The sequence below is a fragment of the Bacillota bacterium genome, assembly GCA_029961055.1.
In the GTDB taxonomy this organism is placed as follows: domain Bacteria; phylum Bacillota; class Sulfobacillia; order JAIMAT01; family JAIMAT01; genus JAIMAT01.
Genome location: JASBVM010000005.1, coordinates 22,155 through 46,112, shown reverse-complemented (window position 1 = coordinate 46,112; position 23,958 = coordinate 22,155). Strand labels below are relative to the sequence as shown.

Annotated in this window: 25 protein-coding genes and 1 pseudogene; 7 read left to right on the top strand and 19 right to left on the bottom strand. The window is 73.7% G+C overall.

The window, feature by feature from the left end; translation table 11 throughout:
- Nucleotides 1-19: 19 nt before the first annotated feature.
- Nucleotides 20-1,600: a DUF255 domain-containing protein gene (locus QJR14_01855; GenBank protein MDI3316365.1), complete on the top strand. Its 1,581-nt coding sequence runs from the start codon at nucleotides 20-22 to the stop codon at nucleotides 1,598-1,600.
- Here QJR14_01855 and QJR14_01850 read toward each other — a convergent pair.
- Complete coding sequence (locus QJR14_01850) at nucleotides 1,566-2,327, bottom strand: PKD domain-containing protein (protein ID MDI3316364.1); 762 nt, start codon at nucleotides 2,325-2,327, stop codon at nucleotides 1,566-1,568. The genes QJR14_01855 and QJR14_01850 overlap by 35 nt on opposite strands.
- A gap of 132 nt (nucleotides 2,328-2,459) precedes the next feature.
- Between QJR14_01850 and QJR14_01845 the strand changes: the two genes are divergently transcribed.
- Nucleotides 2,460-3,167: an HTH domain-containing protein gene (locus QJR14_01845; GenBank protein MDI3316363.1), complete on the top strand. Its 708-nt coding sequence runs from the start codon at nucleotides 2,460-2,462 to the stop codon at nucleotides 3,165-3,167.
- A 171-nt stretch (nucleotides 3,168-3,338) separates the two neighbouring features.
- Here the strand turns inward: QJR14_01845 and tatC are convergent, their stop codons facing one another.
- The gene (gene tatC / locus QJR14_01840) at nucleotides 3,339-4,139 is read right to left on the bottom strand and encodes a twin-arginine translocase subunit TatC (protein ID MDI3316362.1); all 801 of its coding nucleotides are present in this window, start codon (nucleotides 4,137-4,139) and stop codon (nucleotides 3,339-3,341) included.
- 99 nt (nucleotides 4,140-4,238) lie between these two features.
- On the opposite strand from tatC, the gene QJR14_01835 reads away from it, so the two are divergent.
- Nucleotides 4,239-4,922 (top strand): DUF421 domain-containing protein, encoded by a 684-nt coding sequence (locus QJR14_01835; protein MDI3316361.1) that lies wholly within the window; start codon nucleotides 4,239-4,241, stop codon nucleotides 4,920-4,922.
- 48 nt (nucleotides 4,923-4,970) lie between these two features.
- Nucleotides 4,971-5,579, top strand: coding sequence for a hypothetical protein (locus tag QJR14_01830; protein MDI3316360.1), 609 nt, complete (start codon nucleotides 4,971-4,973; stop codon nucleotides 5,577-5,579).
- Between the two features lie 90 nt (nucleotides 5,580-5,669).
- Here the strand turns inward: QJR14_01830 and QJR14_01825 are convergent, their stop codons facing one another.
- The 9 genes from QJR14_01825 to QJR14_01785 all read right to left on the bottom strand — a co-directional run bounded on the left by QJR14_01825 (nucleotide 5,670) and on the right by QJR14_01785 (nucleotide 13,329).
- Nucleotides 5,670-6,224 (bottom strand): stage V sporulation T C-terminal domain-containing protein, encoded by a 555-nt coding sequence (locus tag QJR14_01825; protein MDI3316359.1) that lies wholly within the window; start codon nucleotides 6,222-6,224, stop codon nucleotides 5,670-5,672.
- Between the two features lie 156 nt (nucleotides 6,225-6,380).
- Nucleotides 6,381-6,620 (bottom strand): IreB family regulatory phosphoprotein, encoded by a 240-nt coding sequence (locus QJR14_01820; protein MDI3316358.1) that lies wholly within the window; start codon nucleotides 6,618-6,620, stop codon nucleotides 6,381-6,383.
- A 272-nt stretch (nucleotides 6,621-6,892) separates the two neighbouring features.
- Complete coding sequence (locus tag QJR14_01815) at nucleotides 6,893-7,156, bottom strand: alpha/beta-type small acid-soluble spore protein (protein MDI3316357.1); 264 nt, start codon at nucleotides 7,154-7,156, stop codon at nucleotides 6,893-6,895.
- 190 nt (nucleotides 7,157-7,346) lie between these two features.
- On the bottom strand, nucleotides 7,347-8,225 hold the full coding sequence (gene ilvE / locus QJR14_01810; protein ID MDI3316356.1) for a branched-chain-amino-acid transaminase: 879 nt from the start codon (nucleotides 8,223-8,225) through the stop codon (nucleotides 7,347-7,349).
- Between the two features lie 52 nt (nucleotides 8,226-8,277).
- Nucleotides 8,278-9,057 (bottom strand): S8 family peptidase, encoded by a 780-nt coding sequence (locus tag QJR14_01805; protein MDI3316355.1) that lies wholly within the window; start codon nucleotides 9,055-9,057, stop codon nucleotides 8,278-8,280.
- 701 nt (nucleotides 9,058-9,758) lie between these two features.
- Nucleotides 9,759-10,151: a hypothetical protein gene (locus QJR14_01800; GenBank protein MDI3316354.1), complete on the bottom strand. Its 393-nt coding sequence runs from the start codon at nucleotides 10,149-10,151 to the stop codon at nucleotides 9,759-9,761.
- A gap of 69 nt (nucleotides 10,152-10,220) precedes the next feature.
- Nucleotides 10,221-10,631, bottom strand: a complete 411-nt coding sequence (locus QJR14_01795; protein MDI3316353.1) for a nucleotide pyrophosphohydrolase — start codon at nucleotides 10,629-10,631, stop codon at nucleotides 10,221-10,223.
- On the bottom strand, nucleotides 10,628-12,226 hold the full coding sequence (serA, locus tag QJR14_01790) for a phosphoglycerate dehydrogenase (protein ID MDI3316352.1): 1,599 nt from the start codon (nucleotides 12,224-12,226) through the stop codon (nucleotides 10,628-10,630). The genes QJR14_01795 and serA overlap by 4 nt, the downstream gene beginning before the upstream one ends.
- Entirely contained in the window at nucleotides 12,226-13,329 is a 1,104-nt protein-coding gene (locus tag QJR14_01785; GenBank protein ID MDI3316351.1) for an alanine--glyoxylate aminotransferase family protein, read from the bottom strand. Before QJR14_01785 ends, serA begins: the two co-directional genes overlap by 1 nt.
- 115 nt (nucleotides 13,330-13,444) lie before the next feature.
- On the opposite strand from QJR14_01785, the gene QJR14_01780 reads away from it, so the two are divergent.
- Nucleotides 13,445-14,371 (top strand): polysaccharide deacetylase family protein, encoded by a 927-nt coding sequence (locus QJR14_01780; GenBank protein ID MDI3316350.1) that lies wholly within the window; start codon nucleotides 13,445-13,447, stop codon nucleotides 14,369-14,371.
- Here the strand turns inward: QJR14_01780 and QJR14_01775 are convergent.
- The 3 genes from QJR14_01775 to speD all read right to left on the bottom strand — a co-directional run bounded on the left by QJR14_01775 (nucleotide 14,357) and on the right by speD (nucleotide 16,216).
- The gene (locus tag QJR14_01775; protein MDI3316349.1) at nucleotides 14,357-14,971 is read right to left on the bottom strand and encodes a cob(I)yrinic acid a,c-diamide adenosyltransferase; all 615 of its coding nucleotides are present in this window, start codon (nucleotides 14,969-14,971) and stop codon (nucleotides 14,357-14,359) included. The two genes, QJR14_01780 and QJR14_01775, sit on opposite strands and share 15 nt — an antisense overlap.
- A gap of 13 nt (nucleotides 14,972-14,984) precedes the next feature.
- The gene (locus tag QJR14_01770) at nucleotides 14,985-15,608 is read right to left on the bottom strand and encodes a DUF1405 domain-containing protein (protein MDI3316348.1); all 624 of its coding nucleotides are present in this window, start codon (nucleotides 15,606-15,608) and stop codon (nucleotides 14,985-14,987) included.
- A gap of 197 nt (nucleotides 15,609-15,805) precedes the next feature.
- Nucleotides 15,806-16,216: an adenosylmethionine decarboxylase gene (gene speD, locus QJR14_01765; protein ID MDI3316347.1), complete on the bottom strand. Its 411-nt coding sequence runs from the start codon at nucleotides 16,214-16,216 to the stop codon at nucleotides 15,806-15,808.
- A gap of 307 nt (nucleotides 16,217-16,523) precedes the next feature.
- Between speD and QJR14_01760 the strand changes: the two genes are divergently transcribed.
- Nucleotides 16,524-17,087, top strand: coding sequence for a hypothetical protein (locus QJR14_01760; protein MDI3316346.1), 564 nt, complete (start codon nucleotides 16,524-16,526; stop codon nucleotides 17,085-17,087).
- Between the two features lie 24 nt (nucleotides 17,088-17,111).
- A pseudogene (locus QJR14_01755) lies at nucleotides 17,112-18,362 on the top strand (oligosaccharide flippase family protein).
- Nucleotides 18,363-18,387: 25 nt separating this feature from the next.
- Here QJR14_01755 and QJR14_01750 read toward each other — a convergent pair.
- The 5 genes from QJR14_01750 to QJR14_01730 are packed head-to-tail and all read right to left on the bottom strand — an operon-like array spanning nucleotide 18,388 to nucleotide 23,894.
- Nucleotides 18,388-19,434, bottom strand: a complete 1,047-nt coding sequence (locus QJR14_01750) for a DUF3048 domain-containing protein (GenBank protein ID MDI3316345.1) — start codon at nucleotides 19,432-19,434, stop codon at nucleotides 18,388-18,390.
- A complete protein-coding gene (locus QJR14_01745; protein MDI3316344.1) occupies nucleotides 19,431-20,207 on the bottom strand; it encodes an enoyl-CoA hydratase-related protein in 777 nt (258 codons plus the stop codon). Before QJR14_01745 ends, QJR14_01750 begins: the two co-directional genes overlap by 4 nt.
- A gap of 44 nt (nucleotides 20,208-20,251) precedes the next feature.
- Complete coding sequence (locus QJR14_01740) at nucleotides 20,252-21,751, bottom strand: leucyl aminopeptidase (GenBank protein MDI3316343.1); 1,500 nt, start codon at nucleotides 21,749-21,751, stop codon at nucleotides 20,252-20,254.
- Nucleotides 21,752-21,804: 53 nt separating this feature from the next.
- The gene (locus tag QJR14_01735) at nucleotides 21,805-22,776 is read right to left on the bottom strand and encodes a D-glycerate dehydrogenase (GenBank protein MDI3316342.1); all 972 of its coding nucleotides are present in this window, start codon (nucleotides 22,774-22,776) and stop codon (nucleotides 21,805-21,807) included.
- A 32-nt stretch (nucleotides 22,777-22,808) separates the two neighbouring features.
- On the bottom strand, nucleotides 22,809-23,894 hold the full coding sequence (locus tag QJR14_01730; GenBank protein ID MDI3316341.1) for a hypothetical protein: 1,086 nt from the start codon (nucleotides 23,892-23,894) through the stop codon (nucleotides 22,809-22,811).
- Nucleotides 23,895-23,958 lie beyond the last annotated feature (64 nt).

Genomic DNA, 23,958 nt, shown 5'->3' with positions numbered 1-23,958 from the left:
GGAAAGGCAGGTCACCCCCTTGTCTTCGTCGTCGCAGCTCCGCTGGCGCAGCTGGTCGGCGGCCGTCCTGGACGAGGCCGCCCGGAGCCGCCGGCCCCTCTTCCTCTTTCTCTCGCCGGCCTGGGCCGAGGCCACGCACCGTTACGAGGACGGCGCCCTGGCGGATCGCACCGTGCAGGGGGTGCTGGCGGAGCGCTACGTCCCCGTCCGCGTCGACCCGGACCGGCGCCCCGACCTGGACGCCCGGTACAACCTGGGCGGCTGGCCCACCCTGGCCGTGCTGGCGCCCGGCGGCGACCTGCTGGCTGCCGCCAACCTGGCCGAGCCCTCCCGGCTGGCCGCCTACCTGGCCGCCCTCGCGGAGGAGTGGGGGGCGCGGCAGCCGGTCCTGGAGCGGCACCTCGAGCGCTACCGCCTGCCCGACCAGCTGCCGGAGCTGCTGACCGAGCCGGGAGCGGGCTGGGTCGCGGAGCTGGAAGAGGGGCTCCTGCGCCAGTACGACCCGGAGCATGCCGGCTTCGGCGGAGCCCCCAAGTTCCTTCCCCTCGAGCCGCTGGAAGCGCTGGCAGCGCTTCCGCCGCGCGAGCTCCCGGAGAGGCTGCGGAGCCTCCTTCCCGCCACCCTGGCGGCGCTGGAGGCGAGCCCGCTCCACGACCCCCGCGGCGGTTTCCGCCGCCTGGCGGCGGAGGCCGACTGGAGCGACCCCGTAGGCGAGCGCCTCCTGGCCGACAACGCCCGGCTGCTGGCGGTGACGGCGCGGCTGGCCCGGCCGGAGGCCGGCTGGGCCGACGAGCTGGAAGCCGCCGGTTTCCGCGCGGCGAAGCTGGCCGGGGAGCTGGTCGGCTTCCTCCGCTCCATGGAGGGCGACCACGGCTGGGCCGCCGCCTTCGACGCGGTGCCCGGGCCCGGCGGCCGGGCCGTTCTCTCGGCCCAGGCGCCGGTGGGAGCCGCCAGCCAGGCGGCCCGGGCGCTCTTCGAAGCCGAGGCGGCCGGCCTGGGCCGGGCGGCGAGGGCGCGCGCCTTCCTGGAGGAAGTGGACCGGGAGCTCCCCGCGGGTCCGGGCGCCGCCCTCCGGCTGCCCCACGACCTCCCGGGCGTGGCCGACCCCGAACCTTCCCCGCTCCGCGGCTACCTGGGCGACCTGGCCCCGCTGGGGCGCGCCTTCCTGGCCGCCTGGGCGGCGGGAGGCCGGATCGACTGCCTCCGGCGCTCGCTGGAGCTGGCGGCGGGCGCCCTGGAGAGCCTGCGCAGCGGAACAGGGGCGCTCCACGACCTCCCGGAGGAAGCGGCCCGGGCGCTGGGCCTCCGCCGCGCCGCCGCCTATCCGGCGCTCAACGCGGAGGCTGCGCTCTGGTTCCTCACCCTGGCCGATGCGCTCTCGCCCGCCCCGGCCCCGCGGAGACGAGCCCTCCCCCCGGCCGGCCGCCGGGCGCTGGAGAACCTCCCCAGCGCCGCGGAGCTGCTGGAGGCCGCCCGGGCCATCCTCGCCTGGGGGCTGCCCTTCGCGCCCACATCGGGCTGGCAGGGTGCGGCCTGGTACCTCCCGCTCCGCCTCTTCCTCCGCCTCACGGCCGGTACAGGGTCGACCCCAGCACCCTGAGGCTGCGATGGACCACCACCACCTTGCGCACGGTGGTGACGGCGCCGTCGGGCCAGGCGTAGCGGAGGGTGACGACCGCCGCGCCGTCCACCTGGAAGGTGCCCGGCTTCCTCCAGGCGACGTGGAAGCGCGGCGCCGGATCGTAGCGGACGCGGACCCCGTCCAGGCAGGGTGCGCGGCCGGCCTCCAGCTCCAGCCTCCAGGCGGCGGGCCGCGCGCTCAACCAGAGCCTGGGCCCGTGGAGACGGAGCTGCAGGGTCGGGATCTCGACCGTCTGCGCACGGAAGAGGCGGAGCCCCGCCGTCGCGGCGGGAAGACCGTCCCGGGGCAGGAACTCGTCCGGCCGGACCACCACCCGCCAGCGCTGCCGGCGCAAGAGGCGGCCTTCGGCGCTGTACGAGGAGGCGGTCACCTGGTAGATGCCGGGCAGCCTGTAGCGGTGGAAGACCAGGGGCCGCGTGTGCCCCGGGAGCGGGTCGATCCAGCCGCTGCCGTCGCCGAAGGACCAGGTCCAGCGCGCGTGGCCCGGCTGGTTGGGCTCCAGATCCGTCGTCCGGCGGTTGTGGTAGACCACCTCGATGAAAGGCTCGCCCGGGGGGAGGCGGAGGCCTCCGAAGTCCGGCTCCGACGCCGGCCAGGCCGGGAGCGCCAGCAGGAGCGCCGTCGCCAGGAGAGGCCGGAGGGCGCGAGCGGAGCCTCTCGGACGGGAAGGCAGGATGCTTGGCATCACGGGTGACCCCCTTCCTGCGCGGAATTACACAGAAGGGCTATATAAAAGCGGCCCTTGCTCAGGTAGCTTGAAATCGACGCGATTCCCATGCCGGCGTCCACGACTCGTGAACGTGTAGGAGGGTTGCTCTTGGCCGCGACCGCAACGACGACGAGAGACGAGATCCTGGAGCTCCTGAAGCGGCGGCCCGGGGCTACTGTCGAAGAGCTCAGCCGGCCGCTCCGGATCAGCGCCATGGGCGTGCGCCAGCACCTGGCCATCCTCGAACGGGACGGGCTCATCTACAGCACCAAGCGCCGGGGCGGGCTGGGTCGGCCGGCCAACCTGTACTTCCTGACCGAGCGGGGCCAGGAGTCCTTCCCCCGCGCCTACGACCGCCTGGCGCTCCAGCTGCTGGCAGCCGCCGAGCGGATCGGTGGACCGGAGCTGGTGGACCGGCTCTTCGACGCGCGCGAGGAGCTGCTCGCGCAGGACCTGGGCGAGAAACTCCAGGGCACCGAGGGCGAGGAGCGGCTCCGGAAGCTGGCGGAGATCCAGGACGGCTCGGGCTACCAGTCCGAGGTGCAGGTGCAGGAGGGCCGCCTGGTCCTGCGCCATTACAACTGCCCGATCGCCCGCATCGCCGTGCGCTATCCACAGGTCTGCGAAAAGGAGTACCAGCTCTACCGGCGGCTGCTGGACGTCGACCTGGAGCGCTCCGGATGCGCCGCCCGGGGCGAGGGTCCCTGCGTCTACGCCGCCAGCGTGGCCGATCGGGAGGGCGCCGGGCCGACCGGGGGCGAGGACCCGAGCGACTGCCCCGAGCCGACCCCCGCCCTCCAGCACGCCCGGGGCTGAGGGTCACCCGCGCCCTGCCCCTGGCTCGCCGACCGGTCCCGCGAGGGACCGGTCTTTCCGTTTCCCCTCCTGAGGCCGCGAATCCCCCGTTCCAGCCGTTTCAGGGAGGGCTTCGTCACCGGTCTTCCAATTCCTTCCTGGCAACCGGTTCACCGGCTCCGGTTCGCCGTTTCAGGAGGAAGGCTGCTCGCTGGAGGCGGCCAGCCAGCGTTCGCGGCGCCGCCCGACCGCGCGGGCGATCCAGACGCTGGCCTCGTAGAGGCCGAGCATGGGGATGGCCGTGACGATCTGCGAGATGGGGTCGGGGGGCGTGATGACGGCGGCTACCACGAAGATGAGCAGGATGGCGTAGCGCCGGGCCCGGGCCAATTGCGCGGCGTTGACGACGCCGATACCCGTCAGCGCGGCCACCGCCGCCGGCCACTCGAAGACGAGGCCGAAGGGCCAGATCAGGTTGAGGATGAAGCCCAGCACGCTCTGCACGGAGAGGGTGGGCCGGACACCGGGGAAGGAGAGGCTGAGGAAGAACCGGAGCACGTACGGGACGATCACGAAGTAGGCGAAGGCGCTGCCCGCCAGGAAGAGGATGAGGACGGCGGGGAAGACCAGGATCACCATCCGCCGCTCCTGGGGCCGCAGACCCGGCCAGACGAAGGCGCCCAGCTGGTACAGGAGGATGGGCGAGACCGCGATCAGGCCGAGGATGACGCCCACCCGCATGTAGACCCAGAAGAGCTCGGAGGGTGCCAGGTAGATCATCTGGATATGGAGCTGCTGCGCCGGGCGGATGAGGAAGGCGATCCCGTGCGGCGCCAGGAACCATCCCCCCACCGCGCCCACGACGGCGGCGATGGCCATGATCACCAGCCGTCGCCTGAGCTCCTCGAGGTGCTCCAGCACCGTCATCTGGAGCTCGCTGTTCGCCGTCTCCCCGCCCTCGGCTCCCGCTCCGGGCTCTCTCGTGTCGGCCACTGGCTCTTCCCTTCCCCCGCCGGGCCGGAACGGCGCATGCCCTCCGGCCGTCCCGGTCCATACTAGCATCCCGCGTAATCTGCGCTAGGAGGCACGGGAGTGGACTCGCCGGACCCGCTTGGCCTCTTCTACCGGACGCTCTTCTTCTACGTCGCCCTGGTGGTGGTCACGCGCCTCATGGGCAAACGGGAACTCGGCCGCCTCTCGCCGAGCGACTTCGTCGTCACCATCATGATCGCGGACGCGGCCACCCTGGCGATCGACGAGAAGATGCCGCTCTGGATGGGCATGGTGCCGGTGGCCACCATCGTCGCCCTGGAGCTCCTCATCAGCGTGATCCTGCTGCGCAGTCCCCGCTTCCGCCAGTGGGTGAGCGGGACGCCCGCCCTGGTCGTCTACCGCGGCCGCCTCGACCGGCGGGCGATGGCACGCATGCGCTACAACCTGGACGACCTGATGGCCCAGCTGCGGGAGAAGAACGTCACCGACATCCGCGACGTGGAGTTCGCCATCCTCGAGACAGGCGGAAAGCTGACCGTCGTCCCCTATGCCGACAAGCGGCCGCTCACGCCCGCCCTGATGGGCATCCCCGCCGAGGACCGGGGGCTTCAGCTCCCCGTCATCCGCGACGGCGCCGTCGACCACTGGGCCTTGGAACGGCTCGGCCGCGACGAGCGCTGGCTGCGGGAGCAGCTGGCGCTGCGCGGCATCGGCGAGCCCGAGGGGGTGCTGGCCGCCTTCCTGGACGAGAAGGGGGAGCTGGTCGCCTTCCCGCATGACTGAGCGCCGCGCCGGCAAACTAGGAAACGGTCCACTCTCTTCTTCCGGGCGGTGAGAGGCATGCTGCACCCGCGGCGAGAGGAAGCGGGGCCGCACCCGGCCCCGCGCCTGGAACCCGAGCTGCTGCTGCGCGCGGAGCGCGCGCTGCGGCTCACCCCCGACCCTCGCAGGAATCGGGTCATCCTCCACCTGACCATCGCCTTCGGATGCATGCCCGGGGACCTGGAAGGGCTCGGGCTGGCGGACGTCGACCTGGCCGGGCGGCAGATCCACTGGCGAAGGGCGAACGGCTGGGCGAGGCTCTCCGATCCGCTCGTCGACGACCTCGCCCAGTACCTGGACCGCGAGCGGCGTGGCGGCGGTGACCGGTTCTTGCTCACCCGGCTCGGCCATCCGGTGCAGGTGCGCACCCTGGCCCTCTTCTTCCGCCGGCTGGCGCGGGAACTGGGGGACGCCCGGTTGACCCCGGCCGCCCTCCGCCGGCGCCGGTTCCACCAGCTGCTCTCCGAGCGCTGGGCCGGCACCTGGCTCCGTCACGGCGAGCGCTGGCTCTATCTGGCTGACCCGTCGCCCCTCGCGGACCCCGTCCCGGCCGCCGGGCCCGGCGCCCCGGCGGCAGGCGGCGAGGACGGGAACGCCGGCCGGGCCATCCCGGGATGAGGATGAGCGCCCCACAAGCGACGGCCCGGCTCGCCGGAGCCGGGCGCGCCCGCTTCCCTCCGTCTCCGGCCTTCTCTCCCCGCGCCCGCTTCAACCCGCCAGGTGCCGTGCCAGGAAGCCCGCAGTGGCGGCTGCCACCTTGGCTTCGGCATCGCCCACATCACGGCCGTTCTCCAGCGAGGCGACGACCACCGCCCCCACGGGGTCTCCGGCCACCACCACGGGGGCGATCACCTCGCTGGCGAAGGGACAGGTGTCGCCTCCACCCACGGTGGCCCCCTCGTGATGGTGCGAGGTGGTCCTGTAGCGCGCCTCCCGCCTCTCCTCCATGGCGTTGAGGACCGGGACGCCCACTTCCTTGCCGAGGAAGCGCGAAGCACCCTCGCCGGCCGCGGCCACCACCTGGTCCCGGTCGGTCAGCAGGCTGAGGAAGCCCGTGGCGGCGGCGGTCGCCTGCATCGCCGCCTCCCCGAGCTGGTCGAGGTCGGCCAGGGCCGAGTACTTCTTGAGGATGACCTCGCCATCCCTTTCCACGAAGATCTCGAGAGGGTCTCCGTCGCGGATGTTCATGCTGCGGCGGATCTCGATGGGAATGACGATGCGACCCAGATCGTCGATGCGGCGAACGATCCCCGTAGCCTTCACCAGCGCTCACCTCTCGTCGCGGCGATGGTCAAGGGCTAGTATCCCTCGAGGCCCATCGCTCATCCCGCGCCCGGCGGGGCCACCCGGCAGACGGGCGACGGAGGCGGGCTCCACGTACGGGGGACGGGTGGGGCGCGCGGCCCCCCGTCCCGGGGATCATCGGCCCTGCAGGTAGTGGCGCAGCAAGAACTGCAGAACCTCGTCGCGCTCCAGCTTGGTGGCGAGGCTGCGCGCGCCCCGGTGCGCGGTGATGTAGGCCGGCTCGCCGGTCAAAAGGTAGAACGCCAGCTGGCGGATCGGGTCATACCCCTTCTCCTGCAGGGCCCGGTAGACCTCTGCCAGGATTCGCTCCAGGTCACCCTCCGCACCCGGTGCGGGCGGTCCCGACCGGACCACCCGGGTGCCGTCCTGCTCGCTCCTGCTCTCGTCCACCGGGATCACCCCCACCAACCACCTGGCGGACTGTCGTCCCTCGGTCGCCTGGAGTCTTCGCCGGCGCCCGGAGCCGCTCCTCCAGCCGGTGGGAAGAGGTACCTCCTCGGCTCTCCTCTCCCTTCCCATACCGCAAGAGGGCCGCGCCCATGCATCGGCACGACCCTCGACCTGCTCGCGAAGCGGGCGGGGTCCCGGGGATCTCGCCCCGGGACCGCTATGTCTCTAGCCGGAGCTCACTGGGGATTGCCGAAGCGACCGAAGGCGGTGGGGGCCGCGGCGGTCGCCTGGCCGCCGGCCAGCTGGTGCTCCGCCTGCTGGATCATCCGGCGCACCATCTGGCCACCCACGGCGCCGCAGTCACGGGAGGCGAGATCGCCCCAGTACCCGCTCGCCGGCGGGTTGACGCCGATCTCGGAAGCCACCTCGTACTTGAACTGGTCCAGCGCCCTGGCCGCTTCCTTGACCAGAACCCGATTGTTGCTCGAACCTCGCGCCATCGCTTCTCACCTCCCCTGTAGGTACGCCTAGTATCGGAGCCCGCCGACGCCGCCCATGCTAGGGAAGCATGGTACCGCTGGCTACGCAGAAGGCGCCCTGCTTCAGAAAGGGAGGGGAGTCCCCGGCTGCCACTCTGTCCAGCCCGCGGCAGCGGGTGCTACCGCGGGCTTGCACGGGGAGGCGGGGTGTTCAGTCGCGGAAGCTCGCTCCGTGGGAGCGGGCATACTCGAAGTAGGCCTCGCGCAACCTCCGGGTCACCGGCCCGGGCCGCCCGTCGCCCACGGGGCGGCCGTCGATGACGGTGACCGGCACCACCTCGGCGGCCGTGCCGGTGAGGAAGCACTCGTCCGCCGTGTACAGGTCGTACCGGGTGAAGACCGTCTCCCCGGCCTCGATGCCCAGCTCGCGGGCCAGGTCGATCACCGTCGCCCGGGTGATCCCCTCCAGGATGCCCAGGTAGGCCGGTGGCGTCAGCACCCGGCCGTCACGGACGATGAAGACGTTGTCCCCGGTCCCCTCGCAGACGTACCCCTCGTGGTTGAACATGAGGATCTCGTCGACGCCGGCGAGGTTCCCCTCGATCTTGGCCAGGACGCTGTTCAGGTAGTTGAGGCTCTTCACCCTCGGGTCCAGCGCGTCCACCGCCGTCCTCCGCGTGGAGGCCGTCACCGCCGTGAGACCCTTCTCGAGGAGGCTGGCGGGGAAGAGTGCGATCCGGTCGACGATGATGGTCACCGTGGGCCTGGAGCACTTGCGCGGGTCGAGCCCCAGGTCCCCTGGCCCGCGGCTGACGACAAGCCGGATGTAGCCGTCGTCCAGGTCGTTCCGCCGGCAGGTCTCCAGGACCGCCTGGCTCATCTGTTCCGGCGCCAGCGGGATCTCGAGGTCGATGACGCGGGCGGAGTGGTAGAGGCGCCGGATATGCTCCTCCAGCTTGAACACCCGCCCGCTGTACATGCGGATGCCCTCGAAGACGCCGTCGCCGTACAGGAAGCCGTGATCGTAGACCGAGACCTTCGCCTCTTCGACCGGCACGAACTCGCCATTCAGGTAGACCACTTGTCCCACGCCGCAACCCTCCCGCACGCCCGGCGGAGCGCGCCTTCTCGTTTCCTTCCGGTCAGAGAGCTTCGGTGACGCCGGCCGCCCTCCTCCCACCGCCGCCCTCCAGGGCGGAGAGGGCGTCCACACAGCCGGCCCCTTGCGCCCGCCGGTCGGCCAGGTCGACGGGGGCGGCGGTCGCGCGCAGGCGAGCCGGCACCTCGTGCAACCGCAGTCCCGCCGCCAGCGCCAGAGCGGCGCTGCCGCTCACGTGCGGCGCCGCCATGGACGTGCCCGAGAGCCGCCGGAGGCCGCCCGACGGCCAGAGCGAGAGGATGTCCACCCCCGGGGCGACGAGGTCCAGTTCCGGCCCCCGGCTGGAGAAGCGCGCCACCCGGTTCTGGCGGTCGATGGCGCCCACCGCCAGCACCTCGGGGTAGCGCGCCGGAAAGAGGACGGTCCCCTCGCCGGGGCCGGAATTGCCCGCGGCGCAGACCAGCACCATGCTGCGCGAGGCGGCCCGGATCGCCTCGCGCATGGTCCGGTTCTCGGTGAGGCTGCCCAGGCTCAGGTTGACCACCTGGATCCGGTGCTGGATGCACCACTCCAGGCCCCGCACCAGGTCCGAGAGCCGGCCGTTGCCCGACGGATCCAGCGCCTTCACCGGATGGATCCAGACCTGGGGCGCCACGCCCAGGACGGCCCCGCGGGCGGCGATGACCCCTGCCACGTGGGTACCGTGCCCGTTGTCGTCTTCCGGCGGGCGGCCCGGGCGGAGGAGGTCGACGCCCTGCCCGATCCGCCCGGCCAGCGCCGGGTGGTCCAGGTCGACGCCGGTGTCCAGGACGGCCACGTGGATCCCCTGTCCCTGGCTCCACGCCCAGGCCTGCGGCGCCCGGACCCGCCTGATCCCCCAGGGGATGCGGGCCTGGTGATCCGGCGTGGACGGCCCGGCGGGCGGGCGCGGGGGCGTCGGTCCGGGTGCCGGAGCAGGGCCGGGGGCGGGAGCGTTCCCCCAGCGCCGGCGGAGGCAACGGAGCGCGGAGCAGGTGGAACGGAGCCAGCGCGGAAGGCGGGCGCGCCGCAGGAAGCCCGGGGGCCAGCCCGCCTCCTGGGCGTCCCCCCTTCCTGTGCCTGTCCTCCTCCACCAGCCGCAGGGGGAGGTCCTCGTCCACCCGGATCACGTCCGACCGCTGGTGGAGCGCCGCCAGGGCGCCCTCTTCGACGAACTCGGCCACCACGGCGTTGATCAGCGAGACGCGCTGAAGAACGACGCCGCCCATGCGCTGGATCTCCGAGAGGTCGATGCGGCTTCCCGGGCGGAAGACGACGATCCTCCGCATCGAGCCGGCCGCGGCCCTCCCGTCCAGCCGCCGGCGGTCCTCACCCCAAGCGAGGCGCATGCCTGTACACCCCCGCGCCAGCCTATGGGGCCGGCCGCCCGGGGGTGTGGACGCGTGACCCGGGGCCGCAGCGCGGCGCGGTGCCCGCCGCGCGCGACCCCGGGCCGGGTGGACTCCGATCCGAGGGTGGGTTCCGCTCTACGGAGCAGGCGGCGGTTCAGGCCGGGGCCTCGTCGCCCGCTTCCTTCCGTTCGCCGATCTTCTGGAGCAGGAGTTCGAAGGCGGCCTCGCGGTACCGGTCGAGTTCGCGCTCCAGCCGCCGCGCGAACGTCTCCCGCTCCAGGCGATGGAGGATATACAGCCAGAGGCCGGGGTAGTCGCTGTCTTCCAGGTCGCGCCGGAGCCGTGCGGCGGCCGCGGCCCGGCGGCCGGCAGGGATCTCGTCGAAGAAGAGGGCCAGGGCGGCCCAGAGGCGTTCGTCCTCCGTGACCGCCTTCAGGGTGCAGTAAAGGTCGAACTCCTCGTCGGGCGCCTTCCGCAGCCGTTCTTCGCTCCAACCGAGAGTGGCGAGCACCTCGTCACCGTCCAGGGTGACCATCATCGGCCGCACCTCCCTCGCGCCCCGTCTCTACGAAACGACATTTCCACGTCGATCATAGAGCCGGTCTCCGAAGGACGGCTATACCCCCGGCGGGCGACGGGGCGGCGGCGCGGCAGGCACCTCATCCCGGCTCCCGCCGGCCGGCCGGGACCAGCGCAGCCGGTCCCGGCGCCGGTACTTGGCCAGCGTCTCCTCCCAGGCCCGGTCCAGGTCGATGCCGAGGCGGTTGGCCATGCAGGCGACCACGTAGAGGACGTCGCCCAGCTCCTCCTCCACCGAGCCGGGCGGCTCCCCGGCCTTCTTCCGCTTGGGACCGTAGCGGTGGTTGACCTCCCGCGCCAGCTCCCCCACCTCTTCGCTCAGGCGGGCGAGGAGCGCCAGCGGCTCCCAGTAGGAAGCCCCCTGCTCCCGGATCCAGGCGTCGGCCTCCGCCTGGAGGCTGCGAAGCCGCCCCTGCGGGGCCTCGCGCTCCGGCTCCACGCCGCTCACGCCCCCGCGCCCAGCCAGGCGCCCAGCTCGATGCGGCGGAGCTCCTCGATCCACTCGATGGCGGAGAGGGCGGCGAGCGTCGCCTCGTCCACCGGCTGGTCCGTGCCCAGCACCATCACCGCCTCACCCCCGGGGGCGCTCCGTCCCAGGCGCATCTCGGCGATGTTGATCCCGCGCTCCCCGAGCAGCCCGCCGAAGCGGCCGACCACGCCGGGCTTGTCGCTGTGGCGGCTGAGCAGCATGTGCGCCGTGGGGACCAGGTCGATGGCGAAGGCGTCCAGCGCCACGATCCGCGGCCGGCCGTCCGGGTCGATGCGGGCGCGGAGACGCCGGCGCGTCCCGGGAGGCCCCGCCTCCAGCGTCACCTCCTGCGGGCCGGCGCCGTCGTGCTCGTTGCGCAGCTCCCAGTGGATCCCCTGTTCGGCCGCCACTGCGGCGGCGTTGACCAGGTTGACCGGGGAATTGAGGATGGCGCTGAGAAGCCCGGCCAGGACGGCCGCGGCCACCAGCTCGGCGACCCGGCCCTCCAGGGAGAGACCGATGCTCACCCGCTCCAGCCGGGTCGGCAGCGCCTGCACGAAGAAGGGTCCGAGCACGCCGGCCAGCCCCAGGAAGGGCCGGACCGCGGCCCACTCCTCCTCGCTGAGCGGAGGAAGGTTGACGGCGTTGCGCACGGGCCGGCCCGAGAACCAGCGGACCATCTCCTCCGCCACCGTCTCCGCGTTCAGCCGCTGCGCCTCCACCGTGGAGGCGCCCAGGTGCGGGGTGACCACGACGCGGTCGGAGCGGAGGAGCGGGTGGTCGGGGCGCGGCGGCTCCTCCTCCCAGACGTCCAGGGCGGCACCGGCCAGCCTGCCCTCCTCCAGGGCTGCGGCCAGCGCCTCCTCGTCCACGATGCCGCCGCGGGCGCAGTTGACGATGTAGGCGCCCGGCTTCATGCGGGCGATCTCCCGGGCGCCGATCAGGTGGCGGGTCTGGGGGGTGAGCGGGGTGTGGACGGTGAGGATGTCCGCTTCCTGGAGGAGCCGGTCCAGCTCCACCAGCTCCACCTCCCCCGCCGCCTGCTGCGCGCCGAGGAAGGGGTCGTGGGCCAGCACCCGCATGCCGAACGCCCGCGCCCGCAGCGCCACCTGGCGGCCGATCCGCCCCAGACCCACGATGCCCAGCGTCTTCCCGTAGGCCTGCGCGCCCACCAGGTGGCGCTCCCAGCGTCCCGTGCGGAGGGCGGCGTCGGCGACGGGAAGACGCCGGAGCATGGCCAGCATCAGGGCGAAGGTGTGCTCCGCGGCGGAGAGGGTGTTGCCGTCCGGGACGTTGACCACCACCACCCCGCGACGGGTCGCCTCCGCCACGTCCACGTTGTCCACGCCGACGCCGGCCCGGCCGACGATGCTCAGCCGGGGCGCGGCGGCGAAGAGTTCGGCGTCGACGCGGGTGGCGCTGCGGACGACCAGCCCGTCGGCGCCCGCCAGCTCGCGCAGCAGCTGGTCGCGGCCACCCTGGTGGAGGAGCACCTCGAGCCCGGCCTCGCGCAGGCGCGCCACCCCCTCCTCGGCGATCCTCTCGGCCAGCAGCACCCGCTTCGGCTCGCCCATCACGCCTTCGCCTCCCGCGCTCCCAGCCGGGCCAGGGCCTTGCCGAGAAGCTCCAGGGCGCGGTCCACGTCCTCCGGGCCCACCTCGCCCATGTGGGCCACGCGGACGATCCTGCCCTTGAGCGGCCCCTGGCCCCCGGCCGCCTCCACGCCCAGCCCCCGGAGCGCGGCCAGGAGTTCAGGCGCCTCCACGCCTGCCGGCGGGAAGAAGGCGGTGACGGTGGGCGAGGCCACCCGTTCCTCGGCCAGGAGGCTGCACCCCAGACGGCTCAAGCCCCGGCGCCACCGCTCCGCCATCGCCCGGTGCCGTTCATAGACGGACTCCAGTCCTTCGGCCTCGATCCGCTCCAGGGCGGCCTCCAGCGCATACCAGAGGGTGACGGCCGGCGTGTACGGCGTCTCCGCCCGCTCCCCCGCGCGGCGCGCCTCGCGCAGGTCCCAGTAGGCGCGGGGCAGCCCCGCCCGCTCGACCTGCGGCCAGGCGCCGGGAGCCACCCAGAGCAGCGCCAGGCCTGGAGGGCTGATCAGGCACTTCTGCGAGGCGCTCGCCACCAGGCTGACCCCCCAGCGCTCCGCCTCCAGGGGCATCCCCCCCAGGGCGCTGACGGCGTCGATCAGGAGCGGCAGGCTCCGCTCCCGGGCCAGTCGGCCGATGGCCGGCAGGTCGGCGGCGGCGCCGGTGGAGGTCTCGTTGTAGGTGAGCAGGAGACCCGCGAAGGGTCCGTTCCGGTCGAGCCATGCGGCCAGCTGCGGCGCCTCCGGCGCCTTCCCCCACTCCACCTCGTAGCGCCGGACCTCCAGGCCGAAGCTCTCGGCGATGGAAGCCCAGCGCTGGCCGAACTCCCCCATCACCACCGCCGCGACGCGGTCGCCCGGAGAGAAGAAGTTGACCACCGCCGCCTCCAGGGCGCCCGTCCCGCTCCCTGGAAAGAGGAAGGGATCGCCGGAGCCGCCGAAGAGCGGCAGCAGGCGGCTGCGCACCGAGGCGTAGAGCTGGTGAAAAGCGGCGCCCCGATGGTGGATCACCTGGCGCGCCGCCGCCTCCCGTACCTCGGCCGGCACCGGCACCGGCCCCGGCGTGAGAAGGATCTCGTCGTCGTCCATGGTCCTGCTTCCTCGCCCCCATTCGCCCGACCTCGCGAAATTTGCCGCCAATGTATCATCCCCGCCTGCATCCGCCAAGGTGGAGCGCCATAGCCATCGGAGGGGAGGTGGGAGCGTGCGTCGCCACGGAGAGGGGTGGAGTCCGCGGGGCCGGCTTCGCCCGCGGACCGGCGCAGGCGGTCTCTTCTTCGTCTTCGTCGGCCGCCGGGCGCTGGTGGCGGCCCTGGCCCTCCTCCTGGCCGCCGCCTACGGCCTCCGCTGGGCCGGCGGGCTGGCCTCCGGTGCAGGGGCCCGGGCCGAGCGCCCCGTCCCCGAACACGAGGAAGTGATCGCCCCCGCCCCCGGGGCCTCCCCTCCGCAACTCCCCATCTTCTACGCGCGGACCACCCGGCGGGTGGCGGGGCTCACCTTCGACATCAGCTGGGGGTCGAAGGTGGCGCCGCTCGTGTTGGACGTGCTCCAACAGCACCACGTCCACGCCACCTTCTTCCTCTCCGGGTTCTGGGCGCGGCAGCACCCGGACCTGGTCCGGCGCATGGTGGCGGAGGGGCACGAGATCGCCAGCCACGGCGACGAGCACGTCGACCTCGACCGGCTCAGCCGCGAGCAGGTCCGGGAGAACCTGCTCACCGCGCAGCGCGACATCCGGAGCGTCGTCGACGTCCGGCCGCGCTTCCTCCGCCCGCCCAACGGCGCGTACAGCGGCATGGTCGTGGAGACCGCCCACCAGCTGGGGTACGAGACCGTGATCTGGTCGGTGGACAGCCTGGATTGGAAGCGACCGGGGCCGGAGGCCATCGTCCGGCGGGTCACCTCCCTGGTTTTCCCCGGCGCGATCCTCCTCTTCCACGCCAGCGACTCCGCCCCGGACACGCCGGTCGCGCTGCCCGCCGTGCTGGCCACGCTGAAGGCGCGCGGCTACCGCGCCGTCCCGCTGGGCGAGCTCTTCAAGGAGGCGCCTCCGGCGCGGGACGACCCGCGGGGCCGGCCGGACTACCCGCCCAACGACGAGCCCGGGCCGTCCGGCTCAGGCGCCGGTTGAGCCCGGCTCCCCGGCCTCGGCCCCCGCCCCCGCCCTCCAGGCGATCTCCGCCCGTCCCTGGCGGTGGTTGACCGCGCGGGCGGCGACGAACAGGTAGTCGGAGAGACGGTTGAGGTAGCGGCGGATCTCGGGCTCCACCGGCTCTTCCTCGCCCAGCCGGATCACCGCCCGCTCCGCGCGGCGGCAGATGGTCCGCGCCAGATGGAGCCAGGCGCCGGCGGGCCCGCCGCCGGGAAGGATGAAGTGGTCGAGGGGGGGCAGCGTCTCTTCGAGCCGGTCGATCTCCCGCTCCAGCACCTCCACCCACTGCGCGGGGAGGGTGGGCAACCCGGCCACCCGTGCGGCGGAGCCGGCCCTGGCGCCGCCGGCCGGCGCGGCCAGGCGGGCGCCCAGGACAAAGAGCTCGCCCTGGACCCGCCGGAGGGTAGGCGCCAGCTCCTCGCCAGGCTCCAGGCTGAGGACGACGCCCAGCGCCGCGTTCAGCTCGTCGACGGAGCCGTACGCCTCCACCCGGGGCGACGACTTGCGGACCCGGCTGCCGTCCACCAGGCTGGTCTCGCCCGTATCCCCCGTCCGCGTGTAGATCCGTGCCCTGGGCAACGCATCCGCCTCCTCAGCGCAAGCCGCCGGAAGGCCCCACCAGGCTGACCGGCCGGCTGCGGACGTCGACGGGGCTGATCCGCCGCCCCGCCACCGTGACGAAATACAGGATGGAGAAGAGGGAGAGGAAGAGGGCGGCGCCCCGGGCGAAGGGAAGCGCCGCCGGGTCGGGCAGGGTCGGGTGGAGGTCGCCGGCCAGGTAGTCGGTCACGTCGTTGAGCACCGTCCAGCCTGCCCCCAGCGCCCCCGCCGCCGGCCCCGGCCGGTAGACGCGCAGAAAGAGCCAGGACTCCAGCGCCATGCCTGCGTGGGTCAGCCCCAGCAGAAGCCCCTCGGCCGGCAGCCAGCCGTGGACCCAGGCGAACTGGGCGAAGATCAGCACGGTCCAGAGCCCGTACTTCATCAGGTTGATGGCGGCCAAGCCCTCCAGCCAGCGCCACCTCCGGCCCAGCGCCAAGCCCGCCAAGGCCAGCGTGAAGAAGAAGCTGGCGGACGGCGAGTCGGGCACCACCGGCCACTGCCACCAAGGTGTCACCGCCAGCTGCGGCGCGTACCAGTAAAAGCCGTAGATCGAGCCGGCGAAGTTGATGGCGATCAGCGCCAGAACCCAGCCGCGCCGCCGGGGGATCTCCAGCATCCAGCGCACGACCACGCCCTCCCCGCCGTCCTCTTCCCCCGGTCCGCGGGGGGATCCTTCCTCCCCGGGGGTACCGCCCAACGGGCGGACCACCCCCCGCGCAGCGGGGGCGCCGGCCCGCCGGCGCCCCCGCCCTTTCGCCTTCGATTCTCCGGGCCCTGCCCGAGTATGTCTGCGCGCCCGCGCCGTCGCCGGCCTCAGCGCGCCGCGCTCACCGCCAGCGGCTCCTGGGCCTCCACGATCCCGTCCTCCGTGCCGCGGACGAACTCGCGCATGTAGTAGCGGGTCGCAGGCAACGCTTCGATCAGGAAGCGGGCCGCCTCCAGCGGGCGCATGTTCTCCCCGCAGGTGAAAACGTCGAACGAGGCATAGCTGTGCTCGGGCGTGGTGTGAACGGAGATATGGGACTCGGCGAGCACCAGGACCCCGCTCAGTCCCTGCACCGGGAAGCGATGAAAGGTCTCCTCCACCACCGTGGCCCCACTGATCCGGGCCGCTTCGCGCAGGAGCGAACGCATGCCGTCGAGGTCGTTGAGCGTCTCGAACGGCACACCCCACACGTCGAGCAGGACGTGATGCCCGACGGTGTCGTGGAAGACCCCATCCATGAGAAAAGCCCCCCTTTGTGCAGACATTCCAGCCCTCTCAGGCTGGCCGGGACCATCGTTTTCGCCACGGGGGAAGAAGTCGGGCCGCACTGCCCCAACCCTTTGAGCGAAACTAGGTTCCTGATTGGCGGGCCGGCGACGCTCGGCCGCTTGGACCCAACAGCGAAGATTCTAGGGTGGGTACCCCCTGGCGTCAAGAGACGACACCGCTTGCTCGCGGTCGCCCCGGGAGGCGCCAGGGCGGGCGTATATTTCTGCCCTACCAGGAGCATCCAAAGGGAGGGGAACGATCTCCCAATGGAAGGGGGTGTTACGTACGGAGCAACAGGCGACCGGACGGAAGACGGAGGCGATCGACCCGCTCCTCCTCGTCCGCACGCTGCAGGAGACGCCCGCCCTCAGGCGCGTCCTGCTGGCACGCATGGAGGAGGAGTTTCAGAACTACCGCCTCGCTGTCGAACGGACCCTCGACGCCGTCGCCGACCTGCTCCACGCCACCGTCAGCCCCCTGGCCGAGCGGCTGGCGCAGGTGGAGCAGCGCCTGGACGCTCTCGAGCAGGCCGAGACCGCGTCCGGCCAGGGCCTCCGGGTCCAGGGACGCCGGCGCATCCGCTGGGGCAGCACGCCCGAGGAGATCCGCCGGACCGTCTTCGAACAGATCGCCCTGCTCGAGGCGAAGGGGCACGAGCTGACCACGGAGACGATCAAGGCGGAGGTACCCAGCCTCCTGCGCTGGATCTACGGGGAGCGCGCGCTCTTCGACGGCATGGAGGGGCTCCGCCGGGCATACGAATCCGAGCGACGCGGCAATTCGGACGAGGAGGAAGCTCGACCGGAAGGCGCCCAGCTCGGTGCGACCGGTACACGCTGAGCTTCCGCCGAAGGAGGGAAGCCGGTGCGCAGCCGGCTTCTTCGCGGCGCGATGGCCTCGCTCGTCGCGGGGCTCCTCTCGCGCGCGCTGGGTGCCCTCTATCGTCTCCTCCTGGCTCGGATGATCGGCGACACCGGCATCGGCGTGGTCCAGATGGCCATGCCCACCTACTATCTGGTGGTCATCCTGGCCAGCCTGGGCCTGCCGACCGGGGTCGCCAAGCTGGTGGCCGAAGGACGGGCAAGGCGGGACGAGCGGCGCATCGAGGCGACGCTCCGGCAGGCGCTCGGCCTCGCCCTGGCGACCGCCGTCCTGGCGGCCGCCGCCCTCTGGGCGGCCGCACCCTGGCTCTCGCGCGAGCTCTTGAACGAGCCGCGCGTGCTGGGCGCGCTGCGCTGGATGCCGCTGGCCGTGCTGATCGCGGTCCCCAGCAGCCTGCTCCGCGGCTACTTCCAGGGCCTGGACGATCTCGAGACGCCCTCCTGGGCGCAGCTCGCCGAGCAGACCTTTCATGCCCTGGCAGTCCTGGTCCTGGCGCGGCTCCTGCTGCCCTGGGGGCTGGGCGCGGTGGTGGAGGGGTCGATGGTGGGGGTGGCGCTGGGGGAGGCCGCCGGCATGGCCGTCTACGCCCTGGCCTACCGCCGCCGGGCCAACCGGCCGCGCCCCTGGCAGCCCCGCGGACCCCAACCCACCTCCGCCCAGCTCCTCGGCCTCTCTCTGCCGGTCATGGTGGGCGGGCTGACCGGGGCGCTCAGCTCCATGCTGGACGCCGTCCTCATACCCCGCAGGCTGGAGAGCGCCGGCTTCGACGCCGCCGGGGCCACCGCCGCCTATGGCCGGGTGGTGGGCATGGCGCTGCCGGTGCTCTACCTGCCCATGGTGGCCGTCTACCCCCTGGCGGTCATGGCGCTCTCCGGGATCGCGGCGGCCAGCGAGCAGGGGAGCCGGACGTCCGTCCGGCGGCAGCTCGCCCTCTACTCGACCCTGGCCGCCTGCGTGGGCATGGGCACGTCGCTGGCGCTGCTGGTGGCGCCCGGCGCCATCGCCCGCCTTCTCTACGGCGACGCGACGCTGGGCGGGCTGATGGTCTGGCTGGCGCCCGCCGCGCCCCTCCTCTACGTGGGCCAGGTCTTCAGCTCGGCCCTCAACGGAATGGGCCGGACGGCCTCCGTCCTGGTCAACGGGAGCGCGGGTCTGGCGGTGCGGCTGGTGCTGCTCTGGTGGCTGACAGGCAATCCCGCGCTGGGCGAGGTGGGTCCGCTGCCGGCCTTCGCGCTGGGGACGGCGGTCACGCTGGCGCTCAACTTCCTGGCCCTGAAGAGGCAGATCCGAACCCCAGCGCATGCGGGTCGCCCACCACTTGGACCCAAATGGCTCCGGGGGCCCAGGGGAAGGGACGCCACCCGTCCCCTGAGCGAATCTCGAAGCTGACGGGCGCCGCCTGCGAGGGCTTCGACCACCGCCCCTGCCAGAGCCGCCCGTCGCGCAGGAACCAGGCCTGGCCGGTGCCGGCCAGGCGGACGTCCAGGTAACCTTCCTTGCCGGGGAGGCGGCGGATGTCGGTGAGGAGGACGACGACGTTCCCGGCGCGGACGGCCGCCCCCTCCCGGAGCCGGAAGGGCTCACCGTTCAACGCCCGCTCGTAGCTCCCGTCCCGGTAGGTCCAGAGGATCAGGTTCCGGTCCGCGCCCGAGGTCAGGTAGTGGAGGCGCAGCTGAGAGGCGGGCTCCCCTCCCGCCGGGGCCGGCCCGCGCGGGAGCGCCAGCCGCTCCGGGCGGAGACCCAGGTCGGCGGTCGCCCGGCGCAGCTCCGTACCCGACGTGTAAAGGTTGTGCGGGGCGCGGCGGGTGGGGTCGCGCCAGAGATAGCGCTGGCCCGGGGGAAAGAGCCCGTCGATCTGGGGGAGGCCGAGCGCCCGGATGGCGGCGAAGCCCGCCTGGCTCCCGCCCGCGTGGACGAGGACCGCGCCGTAACCGGCGGCGATGGCGGCGAGATAGGGCCGCGCGCTGCGGACGGGTCCGATACGGTCGGGCGCCCGGCTCTGGAAGAAGGCCTCGAAGCGGGTGATGTAGCCCTCGGCGGGGACCTCCCAGACCATCTCCGCCTGGTCGAGTCCGCTCTGGGGGCGGGCGCCGGCCTGGTTGTCGATGGTGACGGCGAAGAGCCCGTCCAGGGCGTCGGCCGGCGCAGGGGTGCCGGCCGCGCTCCCGCCCGCGGGTCCGGGCTGGCCGCCGCCGTGGGAGCGGGCCGGGGCGGCGCCCGGGCGGCCGCCCCCCGTGCACCCGGCGGCCGCCAGGAGCACCGCCAGTGCGGCGGCCACCACCAGGCCGAGGGGCGAGCGTCTCATCGGCCCGTGAACCTCGGCGCCCGCTTCTCCAGGAAGGCCTGCATGCCCTCGCGCTGATCCGCGGTGGCGAAGAGCGCCTGAAAGAGATGCTGCTCCAGGCGCAGCCCCTCCTCCAGGGGGAGCTCCTCCGCCGCGCGCAGCGCCTCCTTGGCGGCACGGACGGCCTGGCGGGGTCGCGAGGCGATGGTGCGGGCGAGCTCGCGCGCCGCCTCGAGCAGCTGGTCGTCCGGAACCAGGCGGTTGACCAGCCCGGCCTCCAGCGCCTCCCGGGCGGAGTACCGGGCTCCGGTCAGGATCCACTCGCCGGCCCGGTAGCGACCGATCCTGCGCGGCAGCCGCTGGGTGCCTCCGGCGCCGGGGATGATGCCCAGCTGGATCTCCGGCTGGCCGAGCTGGGCGGATTCGGCGGCCAGGATCAGGTCACAGGCCATCGCCAGCTCCAGGCCGCCGCCCAGCGCGTAACCGTTGACCGCGGCGATGAGCGGCATCCGGATGCGGTCCAGCCGGCGCCAGACGGCGAAAGGCTGGCGCTCCAGCAGGTCGGGGGTGCCGAGCCGGCTCATCTCGCCGATGTCGGCGCCGGCGGCGAAGGCCCGTCCCTTGCCGGTCAGGACGGCCGCGCCGATGGCGGGATCGGCGTCCAGCTCCTCCAGCCGGCCGGCCAGCTCGGCCATCAGATCGAAGCTGAGCGCGTTCAGCACCTCGGGACGGTTGAGCGTGAGGACGGCGATCGGCTCCTCGCGGCTCACCTCGACGAAACGGCTCTCGGGCATGCGTGCACCTTCCTTCCGCTCTCGGGCGTTCGGGGTTCGGGCGCTCAGAGGAGCGCCGCCAGTCTCTCGGGCAGGAGGGCCAGGGTGCGGGTCGCGAAGCCGGTGGCACCCGACTCGGTCAGGGCCGTGGGCTTCTCCACCCAGGCGGTGCCCGCCACGTCGAGGTGGGCCCAGGCCGCCTCGCCCACGAACTCGCCGACGAAGAGGCCGCCGACGATGGTGCCCGCGCCCGCGTCGCGCGGCGCGACGTTGGCCAGGTCGGCCACCTCGCTCCTGTACAGCCGCCGGTACTCCGGCCAGGCAGGCAGCTCCCAGTACCGTTCGCCGGCGCTCTGCCCGGCCTCGATCACGGCCTCGATGAGGCGGCGGTCGTTGCCCAGGACGGCGGCCGCCTCGTGTCCCAGCGCGGTCACCACGGCTCCGGTGAGGGTGGCCACGGTGACGATCCAGCGCGCCCCCTCCCGGGCGGCGTAGGCGACCGCGTCGGCCAGGACGAGGCGCCCCTCGGCGTCGGTGTTGAGCACCTCGATGGTGGTGCCGTTCATGGCCCGGACCACGTCGCCGGGCCGCTGCGCCCCGCCGCCGGGCATGTTCTCGGTCACCGGCGCGACGCCGATCACATCGACGGCGGGCCGGAGGGCGGCGATCGCCTGCATGGCGGCGACCACGTCGGCGGCGCCGGACTTGTCCATCTTCATCTCGTGCATGCCCGCCGCCGGCTTGAGCGAGATGCCGCCGGAGTCGAAGACGATGCCCTTGCCCACCAGCGCCAGGAGCGGGGCGTCCGGGCGGCCGCAGCGGTAGCGGAGGACCAGCAGGCGCGGGGGCTCGTGGCTGCCGCGGTTGACGCCCAGCAGCGCCCCCATGCCCAGCCGCTCCATCTCCCGCTCGTCCAGTGCCAGGAACTCCAGGCCGGCCTCGGCGGCGACCGCCTGGGCCCGCTCCGCCATCCGTCGCGGCGGCAGCTGGTTGGCCGGCTCGTTGGAGAGCTGGCGCGCGAGAAGGGTGGCGCGGGCCAGGACCTCGGCGCGCCGGACCGCCGCCTCGCGCGCGGGCTCGGCCAGCAGCAGGAAGAGCTCCGGATCCGGCCGGCGCGGCTCCCCCTGGTCGCGGCCCTTGTAGGTCAGGAAGCGGTCGAGCCCCAGCAGCGTTCCCTCGACGATGGCGCCGGCCGCCAGGTCGTCGCCCAGGAAGGCACCGTAGAGCGTGCTGGCCAGCCGGAGGGCCCCGGCCTGTCGCGCCGCCCGGGCGGCGCGGGCGGCCGCCCGGCGGAGGGCTTGTCCGTCGACCTCGGCGTGCCCGCCCAGGCCGGTGACGATCAGGAGCGGCGCGCGCAGAGCTCCCGCCGCCGGCAGGAGCGCCGTCTCCTCCAGGCTGCCCCGCATCCGGCCGGACGCCAGCCAGCCGCTGATCAGGCCGCCGGTGGCCTCGTCGACCGCCCGGGCGCTGGCGTCCAGCCGCTCGGCGTCCTGGTAGACCGCCACCACCAGGGCGTCCGCCTCCACCTCCAGGGGGTTGGAGAGGGTGGTTCGGATCTCGGTCATGCTCTCGCTCCTTCCTTGGGCTGCTGAGGATCGGTGTCGCGGCGACCCGGGGGTCAGTCCACCGCCGCCGGCGGGCGGCGCCCCTCCAGCACCGCCAGCAGGTTGTCCACCGCCACGCGGGCCATCGCCTCCCGGGTCTCCCGGGTGGCGCTGCCGATGTGCGGGGTGAGCACGACCTGCGGCAGCCGGAGGAGCCGCGGGTGGACGGCTGGCTCGTGCTCGAAGACGTCGAGCGCGGCCGCCGCCGGCCGCCCCGCCTCCAGCGCCTCCACCAGCGCTTCCTCGTCCACGACGGCTCCCCGCGAGGTGTTGACGAGGACGGCATGGGGACCCATCAGCGCCAGCTCGCGCCGGCCGATGAAGTGGTGGGTCTCGGGCGTGTAGGCCAGGTGCAGGCTGATGAAGTCCGCCTTGGCCAGGAGCTCGTCCAGCTCGACCCGGCTGACGCCCAGCCACTCGTCCTCCATGGGGTTGATCTCGGTCCGGTTCCAGTAGACGACGTTCATGTCGAAGCCCGAGGCGCGCCTGGCCACCGCCTTGCCGATCCGCCCGAGGCCGACGATGCCCAGGGTGCGCCCGTAGACCTCGGTTCCCAGGAGCAGGTCGGGGCGCCAGCCGCGGAAGGCGCCCGCCCGGACCATCCGGTCGCCCTCCGCCACCCGCCGGGCCGCCGCCAGCATGAGCGCCCAGGTCAGGTCGGCCGTCGCCTCGGTCAGCACGTCGGGGGCGTGGGTGACCCGGATGCCCCGCTCCCGGCAGGCGTCGAGGTCGACGTGGTCGACGCCGGTCGAGAAGGTGGAGACGACCCGCAGCCGCGGTGCGGCCTCGAGAAGCTCCCTGTCCACCCGGTCGACGAGGAGGCAGAGGAGGCCGTCCGCCTCGCGCACCGCCTCGAGCAGCCAGGCGCGGCGATCCGCCCCCTCCTCGGGCGGGCCGATCACCTCCGCCGCGCGTTCGAGGCGCTCCATCCCGCCGCCGGGCAAGGCGCCCGTCACCACCACCCGCGCTCTCGCCGTCGCTCCCACCTCCCCGTCATCTGGCGTCCATTATGCCAGGGCTACCAGCGCCAGGTGAGCGCCCAGCGCCGGGTGAAGCGCCAGCGCTCCACGGTCACGCCCTCCCCCCGCGGGACGAGGAGCGTGAGGCTCTCGCCCGAGAGCCAGGCGGGATGGAGGAGGTAGGGCGGTCCCGCCGCCACCCGCGCGCTCCAGAGGAGGTGCCCCCGGGGGTCGCGCAGTTCCACCGCCGCGGGCCGGCCGGGCGCCTGCCGCCAGAGGAGCCAGCCCAGGCCGGGCAGCTCGCCCAGCAGGTCCACCGCCTCCGCCGGCGAGCGGAGATCCAGGGTGAAGAGCCTCTCTCCCCCCTTCCCTCCCAGGAGCAGGAGCTCGCGGCTCAAGGGGGCGCCGCCGCGGAGGACGGCCAAGGCCCTCCCGGCGGGCGCCGCGGAGAGGAGAAGCGCGGAGGCGGCCGCCTCGGGGCCCCGGACGCCGCTCTCGCCCACCTGGCGGAGCGCCCCCTGTTCCAGCACCCAGAGCCGGCGCCGGACGAAGTGGAGGCCGCCCTCGCTGGCCAGCACCGTCACCGCCTGCGGACCGCCGCGCAGGAGGAGGATCCTCCGCCAGCGCAGCTCGCGGCCGCCGGGCGCCGCCAGGAGGGGCAGCGGCGTCCCCGTGTCCGGGCCGGGACGGAGGGCGAGGAGCGCCCCGCTCCGGCCGTCGGCCAGCAGCCAGCCCTCCGGCAGCGGGGCCAGCGCCGTGTACCAGCCGGCGCCGGGCAGGGCGAGTGCCCGCCATTCGCGCAGGAGCCCGCGGTCGCCGCGCCCCCCGCCTTGCCCCTGCCCCCTGTCCCCTCGCCGGCCCAAGAGCAGCCGGTGGTTGGCCGCGTCGAGGATGACGGGCGTCCCGTCGGGCGCCGTGGCCACGGCCGTGGGTCCGCGCCAGAGTCCGTCCAGCGAGCGATACCGGCCCACCTGGCCCGGGCCGGAGCCCCAGGGGAGCCTGGCCAGCTCCCGGCGCTCCACGCCCACGGTGCGGACGGGGCGCACGAGCAGCAGGGCCGCCGCGATCAGGAGCAGCGGGATCAGCCAGGGCCCGGACAGCAGGCGGTTTCCGGCGCAGCCCCGGCCGCGGGAGAGGCGGATCATCGGCCACCCACCCCGGCGCCGACCTGGAGGCGGCGCCGGGGATACGTATGCCCGCCGCGGCGCG

What these genes read in the sequence shown, in the direction of transcription:
- QJR14_01850 (MDI3316364.1), bottom strand. Translation starts at nt 2,327, where the DNA reads ATGCCAAGCATCCTGCCTTCCCGTCCGAGAGGCTCCGCTCGCGCCCTC.
- QJR14_01815 (MDI3316357.1), bottom strand. Translation starts at nt 7,156, where the DNA reads ATGGCGCGAGGTTCGAGCAACAATCGGGTTCTGGTCAAGGAAGCGGCC.
- serA (MDI3316352.1), bottom strand. Translation starts at nt 12,226, where the DNA reads ATGGGCGAGCCGAAGCGGGTGCTGCTGGCCGAGAGGATCGCCGAGGAG.
- QJR14_01785 (MDI3316351.1), bottom strand. Translation starts at nt 13,329, where the DNA reads ATGGACGACGACGAGATCCTTCTCACGCCGGGGCCGGTGCCGGTGCCG.
- QJR14_01770 (MDI3316348.1), bottom strand. Translation starts at nt 15,608, where the DNA reads ATGCTGGAGATCCCCCGGCGGCGCGGCTGGGTTCTGGCGCTGATCGCC.
- speD (MDI3316347.1), bottom strand. Translation starts at nt 16,216, where the DNA reads ATGGATGGGGTCTTCCACGACACCGTCGGGCATCACGTCCTGCTCGAC.
- QJR14_01750 (MDI3316345.1), bottom strand. Translation starts at nt 19,434, where the DNA reads ATGAGACGCTCGCCCCTCGGCCTGGTGGTGGCCGCCGCACTGGCGGTG.
- QJR14_01745 (MDI3316344.1), bottom strand. Translation starts at nt 20,207, where the DNA reads ATGCCCGAGAGCCGTTTCGTCGAGGTGAGCCGCGAGGAGCCGATCGCC.
- QJR14_01740 (MDI3316343.1), bottom strand. Translation starts at nt 21,751, where the DNA reads ATGACCGAGATCCGAACCACCCTCTCCAACCCCCTGGAGGTGGAGGCG.
- QJR14_01730 (MDI3316341.1), bottom strand. Translation starts at nt 23,894, where the DNA reads ATGATCCGCCTCTCCCGCGGCCGGGGCTGCGCCGGAAACCGCCTGCTG.